Annotated in this window: 12 protein-coding genes; 7 read left to right on the top strand and 5 right to left on the bottom strand. The window is 67.3% G+C overall.

Translation table 11 applies throughout. The annotated features are described in order from the left end of the window. Window positions 1-2: 2 nt before the first annotated feature. Both AMS67_RS14285 and AMS67_RS14280 read right to left on the bottom strand, forming a co-directional pair. Window positions 3-701 (bottom strand): uracil-DNA glycosylase, encoded by a 699-nt coding sequence (locus tag AMS67_RS14285; RefSeq protein ID WP_053387983.1) that lies wholly within the window; start codon window positions 699-701, stop codon window positions 3-5. Next, window positions 698-1471 carry an SDR family oxidoreductase gene (locus tag AMS67_RS14280; protein ID WP_193787089.1) on the bottom strand — a complete coding sequence of 258 codons (774 nt, stop codon included), beginning with the start codon at window positions 1469-1471 and terminating at the stop codon, window positions 698-700. Before AMS67_RS14280 ends, AMS67_RS14285 begins: the two co-directional genes overlap by 4 nt. Before the next feature lie 171 nt (window positions 1472-1642). Here AMS67_RS14280 and AMS67_RS14275 point away from each other — a divergent pair, with 171 nt between their 5' ends. The 3 genes from AMS67_RS14275 (at window position 1643) to AMS67_RS14265 (ending at window position 4961) form a co-directional block, all read left to right on the top strand. After that, complete coding sequence (locus AMS67_RS14275) at window positions 1643-2968, top strand: bifunctional o-acetylhomoserine/o-acetylserine sulfhydrylase (RefSeq protein ID WP_053387982.1); 1326 nt, start codon at window positions 1643-1645, stop codon at window positions 2966-2968. A 62-nt stretch (window positions 2969-3030) separates the two neighbouring features. Beyond that, complete coding sequence (gene metX, locus AMS67_RS14270) at window positions 3031-4236, top strand: homoserine O-acetyltransferase MetX (protein WP_053387981.1); 1206 nt, start codon at window positions 3031-3033, stop codon at window positions 4234-4236. Window positions 4237-4370: 134 nt separating this feature from the next. Continuing rightward, window positions 4371-4961, top strand: coding sequence for a hypothetical protein (locus tag AMS67_RS14265; protein WP_053387980.1), 591 nt, complete (start codon window positions 4371-4373; stop codon window positions 4959-4961). Window positions 4962-5010: 49 nt separating this feature from the next. On the opposite strand, the gene AMS67_RS14260 is transcribed toward AMS67_RS14265, so the two are convergent. Then, a complete protein-coding gene (locus tag AMS67_RS14260; RefSeq protein ID WP_053387979.1) occupies window positions 5011-6057 on the bottom strand; it encodes a hemolysin family protein in 1047 nt (348 codons plus the stop codon). Then, window positions 6054-7382, bottom strand: coding sequence for a hemolysin family protein (locus AMS67_RS14255; protein ID WP_053387978.1), 1329 nt, complete (start codon window positions 7380-7382; stop codon window positions 6054-6056). The genes AMS67_RS14260 and AMS67_RS14255 overlap by 4 nt, the downstream gene beginning before the upstream one ends. A gap of 243 nt (window positions 7383-7625) precedes the next feature. Here AMS67_RS14255 and AMS67_RS14250 point away from each other — a divergent pair, with 243 nt between their 5' ends. The 3 genes from AMS67_RS14250 (at window position 7626) to AMS67_RS14240 (ending at window position 13345) form a co-directional block, all read left to right on the top strand. Next, window positions 7626-11330, top strand: coding sequence for a multifunctional oxoglutarate decarboxylase/oxoglutarate dehydrogenase thiamine pyrophosphate-binding subunit/dihydrolipoyllysine-residue succinyltransferase subunit (locus AMS67_RS14250; protein WP_075201427.1), 3705 nt, complete (start codon window positions 7626-7628; stop codon window positions 11328-11330). A gap of 213 nt (window positions 11331-11543) precedes the next feature. Next, window positions 11544-12242 (top strand): GntR family transcriptional regulator, encoded by a 699-nt coding sequence (locus tag AMS67_RS14245; protein WP_053387977.1) that lies wholly within the window; start codon window positions 11544-11546, stop codon window positions 12240-12242. 77 nt (window positions 12243-12319) lie between these two features. Next, window positions 12320-13345: an agmatine deiminase family protein gene (locus tag AMS67_RS14240; RefSeq protein ID WP_053387976.1), complete on the top strand. Its 1026-nt coding sequence runs from the start codon at window positions 12320-12322 to the stop codon at window positions 13343-13345. A gap of 170 nt (window positions 13346-13515) precedes the next feature. On the opposite strand, the gene AMS67_RS16960 is transcribed toward AMS67_RS14240, so the two are convergent. Further along, on the bottom strand, window positions 13516-13809 hold the full coding sequence (locus tag AMS67_RS16960; protein WP_206541781.1) for a LysR family transcriptional regulator: 294 nt from the start codon (window positions 13807-13809) through the stop codon (window positions 13516-13518). 139 nt (window positions 13810-13948) lie between these two features. On the opposite strand from AMS67_RS16960, the gene AMS67_RS14230 reads away from it, so the two are divergent. After that, entirely contained in the window at window positions 13949-14896 is a 948-nt protein-coding gene (locus tag AMS67_RS14230; RefSeq protein ID WP_241488099.1) for an EamA family transporter, read from the top strand. Window positions 14897-15078 lie beyond the last annotated feature (182 nt).

Here is a 15078-nt window from a genome sequence, read left to right as displayed (position 1 = left end):
CGTTAGAACAGGGTCGCCTCGATCGACGGCAGACTCCAGTCGATCGGGGCGGCACCCTGTACCTCGAGCGCCGCGTTGGCCCGACTGAACGGACGCGAGCCGAAGAACCCCCGTGACGCCGACAACGGCGACGGGTGCGCGCTTTCGATGCGCGGGGTGTCGCCGAGCAGTGCGCCGACGGTCTGCGCGGGCTTGCCCCACAGGATCGCGACCAGCGGCCCTCCCCGCTCCGCGAGGGCGGTGATCGCGCGCGAGGTCACCGCCTCCCAGCCGCGACGCTGATGCGACCCGGCGTCATGGGCGGCAACGGTCAGCACCCGGTTCAGCAGCAGCACCCCTCGATCGGCCCAGGGTGTGAGGTCTCCGTGCGTTGCGGGCGCGACCCCGAGATCATCGGCGAGCTCCCGATAGATGTTCCGCAGGCTCGGGGGCAGCGGTCGCACCCCCGGGTCGGTCGCGAATGACAGCCCGATGGCGTGGCCGGGAGTCGGGTAGGGATCCTGCCCCACGATGAGCACGCGCACCTCGCCCATCGGTCTCTCGAACGCCGCCAGCACCCGTTCAGGTGCCGGTAACACGTCGATGCCCGCCGCCCGCTCCCCCGCCACGAATGCGTCGACCGCGGCGAGTTCGCCGGCGACCGGCGCCAGCGCCGCAGCCCAGTCATCGGCGATGCCGCGGCCCGTGAGCATCCCGGTCATTCGGCCTTCAGTGTCAGCGGCCCACGATGGGTATGGAAGACGCTCGACTGCGCCACGGGGCGCAGCACGATCAGATCTTGGTTGACATGCGGCGGCTGCTCGAACGCGCCGACGAGTACGCGCGCGACGTCTTCCGCCGTGAGCGGCGTGACGTCGGCGTAGGGCTGCTCCGCAGCAGCGGCATCGCCGCGCAGACGGTTGAGCGTGAACTCCTCCGTATGCACGAGGCCCGGGGCCAGTTCCATCACGCGGATCGGCTCCCCGCCGAGTTCGAGGCGCAGCACGTTCGTCACGGCGTGCGCCGCGTACTTGGCGGCGTTGTATCCGCCGCCGCCGGGATAGGCATCGAGCCCGGCGGTCGAGGTCAGGTTCAGGATCGAGGCCCACCCCGAGCGGCGCGCGCCCTCGCGGAGCACCGGCAGCAGCGCTGCAGTGACGGAGCGGAGTCCGATCACGTTCACCTCGAACATGCGTCGCCAATCGTCGTTCGACGCGTGTTCGACCGATTCGACCCCCAGCGCACCTCCGGCGTTGTTGACGAGCGCCGTGGCGCCGCCGGTCGCGGCGACCTCTGCGGCGAGCGCGGCGACCTGCGCCTCATCGGTGACATCGCAGACGACGACGTGTGAGCCCGTCTCAGCGGCGAGTGCTTCGAGCTTCTCGGCGCGACGCGCGACCGCCACGGTCTCCCAGCCGAGTTCCGCGAAGCGACGCACCGTCGCCGCGCCGATCCCTGAACTGGCCCCAGTGACCACCACTCGTCGCTGCATCACGTCCTCCTCGCTGCGTCATCGCGCCCGCACCTGCGGGCCTGCTTCGAGCTTAGGGGGTACGTTACGCAGTGCGACCGAACCCGTTGCCGGGCACGGGGCGCTCTCGTACGCTCAGAGCACCGCACCACCATCCACCGCTTCCGCTTCACACTCTTCGAAGGAGTCACCATGACCGACCCGAGCGCCTGGGGATTCGAAACCCGCCAGATCCATGCCGGCCAGCAGCCCGACGAGACCGGGGCGCGAGCCGTGCCCATTCACCAGACGACGTCATTCGTCTTCGACGACACCGCACAGGCGGCGAACCGCTTCGCACTCGCCGAGCTCGGCCCGATCTACACGCGCATCACGAACCCCACGGTCGCCGTCGCCGAGGAGCGCATCGCCGCGCTCGAGGGGGGCACCGCCGCTCTCCTGCTCGCGAGCGGCCAGGCCGCATCGACGTTCGCCGTGCTGAACATCGCCAACTCCGGCGATCACATCGTCTCCTCGAGCTCGATCTACGGCGGCACCTACAACCTTTTCAAGTACTCGCTCGCGAAGCTCGGCATCGAGGTCACCTTCGTCGAGGATCAGGATGATCCTGCAGCGTGGCAGCGCGCCGTGCGGCCCAACACCAAGCTCTTCTTCGCCGAATCGATCGCGAACCCCCGCTCGAACATCCTCGACATCCGCACGGTCGCCGATGTCGCGCATGAGAACAGCCTGCCGCTCATCATCGACAACACCGTGGCGAGCCCCTACCTCGTGCGCCCCTTCGAGCACGGCGCCGACATCGTGCTCCACTCGGCCACCAAGTTCTTGGGCGGGCACGGCACGACTCTGGGCGGCGTCATCGTCGACGGCGGCACCTTCCCCTGGTCGCAGCACGCCGACAAGTTCCCCGGTCTCACCGAGCCCGACCCGTCGTACAACGGCGTCAGCTACACCGGTGCCGTCGGGGATGCGATCGCCTACATCATCAAGGCTCGCGTGCAACTGCTGCGGGATCTCGGCTCGTCCATCGCACCCCACAGTGCGTGGCTGCTGCTGCAGGGCATCGAAACGCTGTCGCTGCGCGTCGAGCGCCACGTGCAGAATGCGCAGGAGGTCGCCGAGTGGCTCGACGCGCATGACGACGTCGCATCGGTCTACTACTCCGGCCTGCCGTCGAGCCCCTGGTACGCCGCGGCGAACCGGTACGCACCGAAGGGTGTCGGCGCCGTGCTCTCGTTCGAACTCAAGGGCGGAGTGGATGCCGGCCGCGCGGTCGTCGAAAACGTCGAGCTCTTCAGCCACGTCGCGAACATCGGCGATGTGCGCAGCCTCATCATCCACCCGGCCTCGACCACGCACTCGCAGCTGACCCCCGAGCAGCAGCTCACCGCCGGCGTCACCCCCGGCCTCGTGCGCCTGTCGGTCGGCCTCGAGCACATCGACGACATCAAGGCCGACCTCGAACGCGGGTTCGCCGCGGCCCGCAAGGTCGTCGCCGAGTCAGCGGCGCGAGCCTAGCTCGCGCGCTTCGGGCGTAACAAACGGAGCCTCGGGGTGCTGCCAGGGCAGAATGGTGAGTCATGGACTGGCAGACCCCCGAGGATTCGTTTCCGACCGACTTCATCACCGACGCGCAACTGCGCGCGCTGATGGGGCGGCCGCCGATCTCGGGCGGTTGGCGCGACGGTGATCCGGTCGGCGATCGCCAGTTCCTCTCGATCGGCGAGTTCACCACTGAAACCGGTGGGCACCTGCCCCACGTGCGCTTCGCCTACGAGACGTACGGCGAGCTCAACGATCGTCGAGACAACGCGATCCTCGTCTTTCACGCGCTGACGGGCGACAGCCATCTCGTCGGCCCGGCATCGGCAGGGCACTCGACCGACGGCTGGTGGGGCGAGATCGTCGGCCCCGGGCGACCGCTCGACACCGACCGCTACTGCATCATCGCCCCGAACGTGCTCGGTGGATGCCAGGGCACCACCGGCCCGGGATCGCTGGACCCGACCGGCCGCGAGTGGGGCGGCCGGTTCCCGTATTTGACCGTTCGCGATCAAGTCGCCGCGACCCGCAGCTTCGCCGATGCACTCGGAATCGATCGTTTCGCTGCCGTGATCGGCGGGTCGATGGGGGGCATGCACGCACTCGAGTGGGGCATCGCGCATCAGGATCGCGTCGAGCGTCTCGCGGTCATCGCCGCACCCCCGGTCACCACCGCCGACCAGATCGGCCTGAACCTCGTGCAGCTCGAGGCGATCCGCTCCGATCCCAGTTACCGAGGCGGCAATTACTACGACTCTCCCGACGGCGTGGGGCCGCACCACGGTTTGGCGACCGCGCGCCGCCTCGCGCTGCTCAACTACCGCAGCAACACCGAGTTGGACGCGAGATTCGGGCGCGCCTGGCAGTCCGCGGTGAGTCCACTCGGAGCGGGCGGACGCTTCGCCGTCGAGTCGTACCTCGACTTCCACGGCAATAAGTTCACGCGGAGATTCGACGCCGGCAGCTATGTAACGCTGGTACAGGCCATGAATTCGCACGATGTCGGCCGCGGACGCGGCGGGGTGCGCGCAGCACTCTCGACGCTTGATCTCCCCCTCCTCGTACTCGGCATCCCGAGCGATCGACTCTTCACCCTCGACGGGCAAGACGAGATCGCTCAGCACAGCCCGGGCAGTCTCGATGGACCCCTCGCCACCCGCATCGATTCGCCGTTCGGGCACGATGCGTTCCTCATCGAATTCGAGCGCGTCGGAACACAGCTGCGTCGCCTACTCGCCGCCTGAGCGGGCTCGCAGGGAGCACACGGGAGCCTCCCACCTACCGATCGTAGGCTCTCCCCATACACACCGGCGCACCGCCGGTCGGGCACCACTCGCGTGGAGCCCGTGACGGCATCGAAGGTAAGAGGAGCGGCAGCTTGACGATCTCGCATGCGCGCACCTCGGCGCGCGCTCTGGGAGTGGTGGCCACGGTCACCGCGGCGATCCCTCTCTGCCTGACCGGGTGCGCACCCGCCATCGACCTCAGCGCACAGGCAGCCGAGTTGCAGGCCGCCCCGGATTCCGATCTGCTCACCATGCCGGTCGACCGCACCTACGACGTCACCGAGATCAATCTCATCGCCCCGTTGGCGGCATCTGCACTCGGCTCAGCACTCGAGCACCGCATCTCGTCGACCGGGTACATGGTCATCAACGACGGAATGATCACGGCCGCCGAACTGACGGTGAAGTTCGCGGACATGCCCGAGGCATCGTTCGTGCAGACGAAGCCCACCCGGCTCCTGGCGCAGTCAGACGACGAAATCGAAGCGATCAGCTCGGTCGGCACGCTCTCGGTCGGCAACGTCTCCCAGCCGAACACGTCGGTCGAACTCACCCCGACGGAGCTCGGCGAAGACCAGGCACAATTCGACGTCACTTTCGCGGTGCCCGACAACCTGCTGGCATCGACCGCAGGGCTGCCGTTCGACGAGGTTTCGGCGCACCTCGTGCTCGTCTCGCAGTAATCGCGCCCGGCCCGCCCCTCTCACGCCCGGGCGGTGCGCGGCCAAGCGGTTACGCGAAGCGCTGGCGACGCGTCGCGTCGTGGATCTCCCCGACGAGCTCCTCGATGACGTCCTCGAGAAACACGACGCCGAGCACGGCGCCGGCGTCGTCGTGAATGCGTGCGAGGTGAATGCCACGACCCTGCAGCCTGGCGAGCACGTCTTCCAACTCCGTCGCGGCGCGGATCGATTCCATCTCGCGAATGCGCTTCCCGGGGATCGGCTGAGCGATGCGCTCGTCGCCGAGGCGCACGAGATCCTTGATGTGCACGTAGCCATCGAGTTCTCCGGCTTCGTTCGCAATCGGATACCGCGAGAATCCGTGCCGTGCGACCGCCGCTTCGACGTCTTCGGGGGTGGCGCCCGCCGGCAGCACAACGAGTCGCTCAGCGGGGACGAGCAGATCGTGCGCCCGCTTCGTCGTGAATTCGAACGCGGCCGAGAGCGCACCGCTACGGTCTTCGAGCACGCCCTCGCGCGTCGAATGACTCACGATACTCGCCACCTCTTCCAGCGTGAACGTGCTGTTGGTCTCCGACTTCGGCTCGACCCCGAAGAGCCGAAGCACCCCGTTGGCGACCGCGTTCAACGCGGCAATGACGTGCTTAAAAAGTCGCGAAATCGCCACGAGCGGCGGTGCGAGCAAGAGCACCGCGCGATCCGGCATCGAGAAGGCGGCGTTCTTCGGCACCATCTCGCCGAAGACGACGTGGAGATAGGACACTCCGAGCAGCGTCAGCACGAACGCGACGATCGACACCGCTTCGGCGGGAATTCCCGTCCAGTGCAGCGGCCCCTCGAGCAGGTGATGGATCGCCGGCTCGGAGACATTCAAGATGAGCAGCGAGCAGACCGTGATGCCGAGCTGGCTCGTCGCGAGCATCAGCGTCGCATGCTCCATCGCGTAGAGCGCGGTCTGGGCGCGCTTCGACCCCGCCTCGGCGCGCGGTTCGATCTGCGAGCGCCGTGCCGAAATCACGGCGAACTCGGCGCCGACGAAGAAAGCGTTCGCGCCGAGCAGCACGACGAGCCATACGATTCCGACCCAGTCGCTCATGCGCGGTCCTCCGTTTCGGCATCTGTCACTGACGGGGCGCTGGTGAAGCGCAGCCGCGCGATGCGACGCCCGTCCATGCGCATCACCCGCAGCGTGCCGCTGCCGGGCAGTTCGGCCTCGTCTCCGGGTACCGGAATACGGCCGAGTGCGTGCAGCACGAACCCGGCTGCGGTGTCGTAGGCATCGTCTTCGGGAATCTCGATGCCGGTCTGCTCGCGCACCTCATCCGGGCGCAGATCGGCGGGGAAGCTCATCTGCTCGGCGGTGCCGACGACACCTGCGGCCGCACGATCGTGCTCGTCGGCCACCTCGCCCACGATCTCTTCGACGAGATCTTCAAGCGTGGCGATACCCGCCGTGCCCCCGTACTCATCGACGACGATCGCGAGCTGGAAGCCGCTGCCGCGCAGCTCTTCGAGCAACTGGTCGAGGTGCATCGTGTCGGGCACGCGAACCGCATCTTCCATGAGCGCGGCCACGGGAACCTCATCGCGCTTCGCTCGCGGCACCGCGACGGCCTGCTTCACATGCACGACCCCGACGATGTCGTCGCGATCCTCATCGATGACCGGGAATCGCGAGAACCCGGAACGGCCCGACAGTTCGAGCACCGCCTTCGCCGATTCGAGGCGCTGCAGGCTCTCGACCTTCAGACGCGGCGTCATGACGTCGCCCGCAGTGAGTTCTGAGAAGCGTAGCGTTCGATCGAGCAGAGTCGCAGTATCGGCCTCGAGCAGGCCGGCTTCCGCGGAGTGCCGCACGAGTGACGACAGCTCTTGGGCGGAACGCGCACCCGAGAGCTCCTCCTGTGGTTCGATGCCCAATGAGCGCAGGATCCCGTTGGCACTGCCGTTCAGCACCAGCACGGCGGGCTTCAGCGTCGTCGTGAAGGCGGCCTGCGCGGGCATGACGAACCTCGCGGTGGGCAACGGACGCGAGATCGCGAAGTTCTTCGGGACGAGCTCGCCCACGATCATGGAGAAGACGGTGGCGATCGCCACCGCGATCGGCGCGCTGATGGCACGCCGCAACTCCTCGGGAACCCCCAGCGCGCCGAGCGGCCCCCCGAGGAAATTGCTCAGTGCCGGCTCGAGGGTGTACCCCGCCAGCAGCGTCGTGAGCGTGATGCCGAGCTGCGCGCTCGACAAATGTGTCGAGGTGCGCGACAGGCCACGAATGACTCGGTCGAGCCCGTGCTCGCCACCGGCACGACGACGCTCAAGATCTTGACGATCGAGCGCGACGAGGGAGAACTCCGCCGCGACGAAGATACCCGTACCCAGAGTGAGGATCACTCCGATGAGCAAAAGGAGCCAGTCGTTCATCCATGGCTCCGTGCAGAGACGATGTGCCGCGCTTCAGCGCGGCCGATACTCGGAGGGTCTGAGGGTCTTCGAGAATCAACATCCATAGCCATCCGAGATTACCACCTGAACTCCCCGATCGCGCTGTGAGATTTTACTCGGCGTCGAACAGATGGGCGTAGGCTTGTCACCGGTGCGGCTCAGGCGCCGTCACCTCACGACTACATCTATCTTGCATGCAGGGCACAACGAGAGGAAGTCGCTTTGGCGGAGCGCACGGAGACCACCAACCAGGCTGGTCCCGCAGGAGATTTCGGTGCAAACGCGTGGCTGGTCGACGAACTCTGGAAGCAGTTCCAGGTCGATAAGAACGCCGTCGATCGGTCGTGGTGGCCGGTCCTGGAGAAGTACGGGGCCGAACAATCGGGCGCCCCCGCAGCGCCGGCGCCGCCGGTGCAGGCGAGTACCGCTCCAGCAACCGGACCGAGCACGACCCCGATCACGACGCCGACGCAGCCGGCTCGCACCACGAAGGCTGCCCCCCGTGTCGCGCCGATCCCTGCAGATGCGCCGAGTCGGGCGCGCACGGCCACTGACTCCGAGCCGCTCGAAGAAGATGTCGTCACGGCGCTCAAGGGCATGGCCCGCACCCTCTCCAAGAACATGGATCAGAGCCTGACGGTGCCGACCGCAACCAGCGTGCGCACCATTCCGGCCAAACTCCTGATCGACAACCGCATCGTCATCAACAACCATCTGCGCCGCAGCCGCGGCGGCAAGGTGTCGTTCACGCACCTCATTGGCTGGGCACTCATCCAGACGCTCAAGGACTTCCCCAGCCAGAACGTCTCGTACGCCGAGGTCGACGGCAAGCCTTCAGTGGTCGCCCCGGCGCACATCGGCCTGGGCATCGCCATCGACGTCCCCAAGCCAGACGGCACCCGCTCACTACTCGTCCCCGCCGTGAAGCGCGCAGAATCGCTCGATTTCAACGAGTTCCTCGCCGCGTACGAAGACCTCGTCAAGCGCGCACGCGCCAACAAGCTCGGCGCAGGCGATTTCCAGGGCACGACGATCTCGCTCACCAACCCCGGCGGCATCGGCACCGTGCACTCGGTGCCCCGCCTCATGCAGGGCCAGGGCAGCATCATCGGCGCGGGTGCGCTCGAGTACCCCGCCGAGTTCCAGGGCGCCTCGCAAGAGACCCTCAACCGTCTCGGTATCTCGAAGACCATCACTCTGACGAGCACCTACGACCATCGCGTCATCCAGGGTGCCGGCTCGGGCGAGTTCTTGAAGCTCGTGCACGAGCGCCTCATCGGCAAGCACGACTTCTACGAAGACATCTTCGCCGCGCTGCGCATCCCCTACAAGCCGGTGCAGTGGGCGTCCGACATCCACGTCGACGTGTTCGGCGCGGTCGACAAGACCGCCCGCGTGCAAGAGCTGATCAACTCGTTCCGCGTGCGAGGCCACCTGATGGCCGATGTCGATCCGCTCGAGTACGTGCAGCGCACGCACCCCGACCTCGAAATCGAATCGCACGGGCTCACGTTCTGGGACCTCGATCGCGAGTTCCCGACCGGTGGCATCGGCGGCAAGCGCTCCATGCCGCTGCGCGACATCCTCGGTGTACTGCGCGACTCGTACTGCCGCAAGATCGGTATCGAGTACATGCACATCCAGGATCCGGCTCAGCGCCTGTGGCTGCGCGAGCAGCTCGAGGTGCCGTACGCCAAGCCGAGCCACGACGAGCAGATGCGCATCCTCGAGAAGCTCAACGAGGCCGAGGCCTTCGAGACCTTCCTCCAGACGAAGTACGTCGGCCAGAAGCGCTTCAGCCTGGAGGGCGGCGAGACCGTCATCCCGCTGCTCGATGCGATGCTCAGCGACGCCGCCGAAGACGGGGTCGACAGCGTCGACGTCGGCATGGCGCACCGCGGCCGCCTCAACGTGCTGTCGAATATCGCCGGCAAGACCTACGGACAGATCTTCCGCGAGTTCGAGGGCGCGCAGGCGCATAAGGCCGGCTCGGGCGACGTGAAGTACCACCTCGGCACCTCCGGGGTGTTCACGGCGCCGAACGGCACTCAGGTGCCGATCCACCTCGCCGCGAACCCCTCGCACCTCGAGACCGTCGACGGCGTGCTCGAGGGCATCGTGCGCGCGAAGCAAGATCTGAAGCCGATCGGCTCGTTCACCACGCTCCCGATCATCATTCACGGCGACGCGGCAATGGCGGGCCAGGGCGTGGTCTACGAGACCATGCAGATGTCGCAGCTGCGCGGCTACCGTACGGGCGGCACGATCCACATCATCATCAACAACCAGGTCGGCTTCACCACGCTGCCGCTCGACTCGCGCTCGACCACGTACTCGTCCGACATCGGCAAGGTGGTGCAGGCGCCGATCTTCCACGTGAACGGCGACGACCCCGAGTCGGTCGTGCGCGTCGCGAAGCTCGCCTACGAGTTCCGTCAGCGCTTCCATATCGACGTGATTGTCGATCTGGTCTGCTACCGCCGTCGCGGGCACAACGAGGGCGATGACCCGTCGATGACGCAGCCGCTGATGACCGACCTGATCGAGGCGAAGCGTTCGACCCGACGCCTGTACACCAGCGCGCTCGTCGGGCGCGGTGATATCACCGAAGAAGAGTACGACAAGGCGAAGCAGGACTTCCAGGATCGCCTGGAGCGCGCGTTCCAGGAGACGCACGCGGCGCAGACCGGTTCGATCCCCGTGATCGACACCAGCGGCATCGGCGAGGTGGCAGAGTCCGGCGGCCGCGCCGAGCAGAACTTCGAGACCGCGGTCGATCGCACCGTCATCGAGCGCATCGGCGACGCCCACGCGAACCAGCCCGATGGCTTCACCGTGCACCAGAAGCTCCAGCAGCTGCTCAACAAGCGTCACGACATGAGCCGTCAGGGCGGAATCGACTGGGGCTTCGGCGAACTGCTCGCGCTCGGCTCGCTGCTGATGGAAGGCACCGCGGTGCGCTTCGCCGGTCAGGATGCGCGTCGCGGCACCTTCGCGCAGCGTCACGCCGTGTTCCACGACCGTGCGAACGGCCAGGAGTGGATCCCGCTGCTCAACCTCTCGGAAGAGCAGGCACGGTTCTGGATCTACGACTCGCTGCTCTCGGAGTACGCGGCACTCGCCTACGAATACGGGTACTCGCTGCAGCGCGAAGACGCACTCGTGCTCTGGGAGGCGCAGTTCGGCGACTTCGCGAACACGGCCCAGGCCGTGATCGACGAGTACATCGGTGCGGCCGAGCAGAAGTGGGGTCAGCAGTCCTCCGTCGTGATGCTGCTCCCCCACGGCTACGAGGGGCAGGGGCCCGACCACTCGTCGGCGCGCATCGAGCGCTACCTGCAGCTCTGCGCCGAAGACAACATGATCGTTGCGCGTCCATCGACGCCCGCGAACTACTTCCACCTGCTGCGTCGCCAGGCCTACGCCCGGCCTCGCAAGCCGCTGATCGTGTTCACGCCGAAATCGATGCTCCGCCTGCGCGGCGCGACGTCGTCGGTAGAAGACTTCACCGAGGGCGCGTTCCAGCCCGTGATCGATGATCCGAACATCACCGATGCGTCGAGCGTCGAGCGCGTGCTGCTCGTCGCCGGCAAGGTCTACTACGACCTGCGCGGCGCACTCGAGAAGAACCCCGACCCGCGTGTGGCACTCGTGCGCGTCGAGCAGTTCTATCCGATTCCTGCGGTGCAGCTGGGACGCGTACTCGCGCAGTACCCGGGCGCCGAGATGGTGTGGGTGCAAGACGAGCCCGAGAACCAGGGCGCCTGGCCGTTCATCTCGCTCGAGCTGTCGAAGAAGCTCGCGAACGATCGCATCCGCGTCGTCTCGCGCGCAGCGTCGGCGGCCCCGTCAACAGGTTCGGCGAAGGTGCACGCGGTTGAGCAGGAGGCGCTCATCTCGCGCGCGCTCAGCTTCGACGCAGAATAGGCGCAGCCCTACCGCCCGGCCGGGCCGCGACGCATCTCATCGGTGCGACGCGGCCCGGCCGGCTGTTTCTGGGGGCCGACTCGCACAACGCACCTGCGGCGCGATTTCGAGCATCTCTCGGCTGCTCTGCACGTCGGCATGGGAAGATGAGGGGACGATACTCCGCGCGCAGCGCCGCATCCGGCGCGCCGCCCTGGACTCCAAGGAGCCCGCATGGCCATCACCCCTCACGAGCGCGAGCTCGACTCGTCCCTCACCCCGCTGACGCGCCCGCTCAGTCTGCGCGAGACCGTTCTCGAACAGCTGCGCACAGCAATCATCACCGGCAAGATCGCGGAGGGCGAGGTTGTCTCGGCACCGGCGCTCGGTGTCACGCTCGGTGTCTCCGCGACCCCCGTGCGCGAGGCGATGATGGATCTCGCGCGCGAGGGCTTGGTCGAAACCCTGAAGAACAAGGGCTTCCGGGTGACCACGATGAGTGAGCACGATCTCGATGACCTGGCGCAAATCAGATTGCTTCTGGAACCCCCCGCGATGCACTTCGTCGTGGGTCACGTTCCGGAGGCCGCGGTCGTCGGAATGCGCCGCCTCGCTGATGCGTGTCTGCGTGCGGCCGAGCGCGGCGAACTCGAGTCGTATCTGCGTCACGATCGCGAGTTCCACGCACTCGTTCTGACGCTGACCGGCAACGATCAGCTGGTCGACCTTGCCACCTCGCTGCGCCGCCGCACTCGGCTCTACGGCATCGGTTCGCTGGCCCGCCAGGGGCGCCTCGTCGATTCCGCACGCGAGCATCACGAACTCATCGATCTGCTCGTCGCGGGTGACGCAGTGGCGGCTGAAGCGTTGCAGCGCAAGCACATCTCGCGCTCCCGCACGGTGTGGGCGACCGGGGTGACCGACGACGAATAACGCACCGCTCGCCTTATTGGTCACGCAACCAGTAGACTGAATCGACGCCGTTTGAACTCGGAGACAAGGGAGCACTGATGACTGCATGGCGCATGCCGATCGAAGGACACGAACAGGAACGCCTCTGGCTGGCCTGGCCGACGAGCGGATACACCCTGGGCGACACCGAGGCCGAAGCCGAGGAAGCGCGCACGACCTGGGCGGCCGTCGCCAACGCCGCGAGCGAGCACGAGCACGTGACGGTCGTTGTCAACCCCGGCGATGAAGCCATCGCCGCTCAGTACCTGTCGGGTCAGATCGACCGTATCGTGGCCCCCCTCAACGATGCGTGGATGCGCGATATCGGCCCGAGCTTCGTGATCGGCGACGATGGCCGACTGGGTGCCGTGAACTTCGTGTTCAACGGCTGGGGCGGCCAGGAATGGGCCCAGTGGAATCATGACCAGCACATCGGCCGCATCGTCGCCGAGGCCTCGGGCGCCGAGCTCGTGAACTCGGAGATGACGAATGAGGGCGGCGGCATCCAGGTCGACGGCACGGGGCGCGTCGTCATCACGAAGACGGTGCAGCTCGATCCGGGTCGCAACCCGGGCTGGTCGCAGGAGCAGGTCGAGGCCGAACTCGAGCGCACGATCGGCGCGACGAGTGCGCTGTGGCTGCCGCGCGGCCTGAGTCGCGACCACGATACGTTCGGCACCCGCGGTCACTCCGATATCCTCGCCGCGTTCACCAGCCCGGATCTGCTCCTCATGCACCGCCAAGACGCGGCCTCGCACCCCGACCACATCATCGCGCGCACGAATCGCGAGGTCGCGGACCGCTATCGCGAAGATACTTCCGCGGGCTTCGAGATCATCGATCTCCCAGCACCGGAGGCCCTGCGCGACGACGAGGGATACGTCGACTACAGCTACATCAACCACGTCGTGATCAACGGCGCGGTACTCGCATGCGCATTCGATGACCCCGCCGATGATCGCGCACTCGCGATCCTGCGCGAGGCATACCCGGGCCGCGAGGTCATCGGTCTCGATGCCCGTCCGCTCTTCGCGCGTGGCGGCGGTATCCACTGCATTACGCAGCAGCAGCCGAAGGTCAAGTAAGCGGCGTCGATTCGCCACTGATGAGCCCGGCGCTCGAGGCGCAGCGCACCGCGCACCGCCTCGAGCGCCGGGTATCCGGCAGCATCGGCCCGGCGGTGCACGTGCGCGAATTCCGGATCACCGACTCCCAGTACCGGCGCCGCAAAGCTGATGCGATCAGCAATCAGCGATCAGAGGTTGTCGGTCGAGGCCGGCGAAGTACGGTGCAGCGTGGCTTCGGCGCGCTCCAGGCCCGCGAGCCGCTCATGCGTTTCGGCCACGAGCGCATGAGCGGCGGGGGTCAGTTCGAGTGTGCGGCCTACCCGGCGCGGCAGCGGCACTCGGGCTTCGCGCTCGAGCAGCGCAAGCGGCTGCGATATGGCCGAGGGGCTGTAACTCAGGGCCTCAGCGACCGCGGCAACGGTGCCGCGCACATCGAGCCCCCAGAGCAACCTGAGCAACCTGAGCAACCTGAGTCGCTGCATGTCGACCACGATCCCAGCCTTCCGCGCACCACCCTGCAGGTGCGCTGCACACTATTGCACGATTCACGCGGCTTCGCTTCACAGGGGAGCGGCCGGACTCCCGAACAGAGTCGCACGCCACGGGCAGTACCGTAGTCGGGTGAGCTTTCAACCGACGCCCGCGACGGGGGCGATTCCGATCCCGCAGCAGCCCCGATCACTCGCCGACCGCCCGGGCCAACGCGCGTTCGGAGTCGGGCTCGTGCTCGCCGGCGGCGCCTCGGGCCAGCTCGGCGGTGCGCTCGGGGCGCTCGCGTTCCCGGTGATCGGGCCGGTCGGCGTCGTGGCGATCCGCCAACTCGTCGCGCTCGCCGTGCTGCTGCCAGCGGGCCGGCCGAGGCTGCGGCGATACGGGAGGGCGGAGTGGCTGCCGATTCTCGGCCTGGCCCTCGCGTTCTCGGTCATGAATCTCGCCCTGTACAGCGCGGTCGAGCGCATCGGCCTCGGCCTCGCGGTCACGCTGGAATTTCTCGGGCCACTGACCATCGCGCTCCTCGGAACACGACGTCTCATCGATCTGGGGTGCGCCCTCGTCGCCGCAGGAGGAGTGCTCGCGTTGACGCACCCCGGGCCGTCAACCGATGCGCTCGGGATCGCCTTCGGGCTGATCGCCGGGTGCGCGTGGGCGATGTACATCCTGCTCAATCGACGCATCGGCCGCGTGTTGCCCGGGCTCGAGGGCAGCGGCGCGGCGAGTCTCGTCGCCTGTCTATTCTGGGCCCCGGTCGCAGTGATCTGGTTCGCGTCGCACACCCCGACGCTGTCGGTGATCCTGCTCGCCGTGGCCTGCGGGGTGCTGAGTTCCGCGGTGCCGTACATCGTCGATCTGCTCGCGCTGCGCCGGGTTCCCGCTTCGCTATTCGGGGTACTCACCAGTTGCAATCCGGTGTGCGCCGCCCTGTTCGGCTGGGTGATTCTGGGGCAGCAGCTCGCGCTCATGGAGTGGGCAGGCGTCGCTTTGATCGTCATGAGCAGCGCCGTCGCCTCCGCCCGGGGCGTGCGTGGCGTGCGCGCTTCCGCCGCGGTGGGTTCCTCGCGCAATCGGTAAACGAGCCACCGCACACACCAGACGCACGGCGTGCACGGCGCGAACGTCACGCACTGTGCAGAGCGCACAGCGTCGCGCGGAGATTCGGCTGCGAGAATGACCGGAGGATCCCCAGGCATTGCCGCCCCGACCTCCGAAGGATGGATGCATGACCACCGCAGCGCTCTCCCCCGAACTCGAAG

It is taken from the genome of Leucobacter japonicus, assembly GCF_001273855.1.
Taxonomy (GTDB): domain Bacteria; phylum Actinomycetota; class Actinomycetes; order Actinomycetales; family Microbacteriaceae; genus Leucobacter; species Leucobacter japonicus.
Note: the sequence above shows the minus strand (reverse complement) of the source record. Positions and strands in the feature narration are given on the sequence as shown.

What these genes read in the sequence shown, in the direction of transcription:
- AMS67_RS14260 (WP_053387979.1), bottom strand. Translation starts at nt 6,057, where the DNA reads ATGAGCGACTGGGTCGGAATCGTATGGCTCGTCGTGCTGCTCGGCGCG.
- AMS67_RS14255 (WP_053387978.1), bottom strand. Translation starts at nt 7,382, where the DNA reads ATGAACGACTGGCTCCTTTTGCTCATCGGAGTGATCCTCACTCTGGGT.
- metX (WP_053387981.1), top strand. Translation starts at nt 3,031, where the DNA reads ATGGACTGGCAGACCCCCGAGGATTCGTTTCCGACCGACTTCATCACC.
- AMS67_RS14285 (WP_053387983.1), bottom strand. Translation starts at nt 701, where the DNA reads ATGACCGGGATGCTCACGGGCCGCGGCATCGCCGATGACTGGGCTGCG.
- AMS67_RS14275 (WP_053387982.1), top strand. Translation starts at nt 1,643, where the DNA reads ATGACCGACCCGAGCGCCTGGGGATTCGAAACCCGCCAGATCCATGCC.
- AMS67_RS14245 (WP_053387977.1), top strand. Translation starts at nt 11,544, where the DNA reads ATGGCCATCACCCCTCACGAGCGCGAGCTCGACTCGTCCCTCACCCCG.
- AMS67_RS14280 (WP_193787089.1), bottom strand. Translation starts at nt 1,471, where the DNA reads ATGCAGCGACGAGTGGTGGTCACTGGGGCCAGTTCAGGGATCGGCGCG.
- AMS67_RS14240 (WP_053387976.1), top strand. Translation starts at nt 12,320, where the DNA reads ATGACTGCATGGCGCATGCCGATCGAAGGACACGAACAGGAACGCCTC.
- AMS67_RS16960 (WP_206541781.1), bottom strand. Translation starts at nt 13,809, where the DNA reads ATGCAGCGACTCAGGTTGCTCAGGTTGCTCAGGTTGCTCTGGGGGCTC.